Below are 601 nucleotides of genomic sequence, written 5' to 3' on the forward strand. Positions count from 1 at the left end.
TGTCTTTTTGATCTATTTGACCTTGTAGGTAATTCAAAAAGCCAATCATAGCCTTTGGACTTGAATAGTCGATTTGTAGTGTTACTGCTTGCTTTTCCAACTCTTGCCAACGGTCTATAATCCTAGCACGTAATGTCATGCTGTAACCAGAAACTAAAATGAGGCATTCACGTTTAGGAAGGTTGTAACAGTTTTGGGTCTTACCCTGTTTATCTAAATAGGTGGATCCAAATTTGGATTGACCCCCTTCAGGATATAATTCTCCTAACATTTGTCGAATATCACGCATAATATGCGCATGTTGCTTACCGCATAACTCTGCAATTTCACGACTAGACATCGTTTGAACTGTTGTGTTTTGAAAATTGTTTTCAGATATTGTAATAAAGTTTCGCATCATCACTTCCTAAATTAATGAAAACACAAGTATTGGTATAATATTTTGCCATAGTTTCTATGGCGCTCTGCTTGAGCAATTTTCCTTGCTGCGTGAATTTTGAAGTAATGATTATCTGTTTTATCTGTTTCTATTTCAGATTTTGGACAAATCTTCTGTCTGTTCCATTCTTGTTTTGTAAAAACAAAATCCACGCCTTCTTTT

The 601-nt window shown here is 35.4% G+C and carries 1 protein-coding gene and 1 pseudogene; both read right to left on the reverse strand.

Going from position 1 to position 601, the window contains the following annotated elements:
- Positions 1-397, reverse strand: a 397-nt coding sequence (locus tag ACFIM8_RS09355; protein ID WP_375614856.1) for a Rha family transcriptional regulator, incomplete at its 3' end; no start/stop codon positions are given.
- Between the two features lie 14 nt (positions 398-411).
- Positions 412-601: pseudogene (locus tag ACFIM8_RS09360) on the reverse strand (hypothetical protein); the annotation flags it as partial.

The sequence above is a fragment of the Bartonella sp. AC535YNZD genome, from assembly GCF_042196625.1.
In the GTDB taxonomy this organism is placed as follows: Bacteria; Pseudomonadota; Alphaproteobacteria; order Rhizobiales; family Rhizobiaceae; genus Bartonella.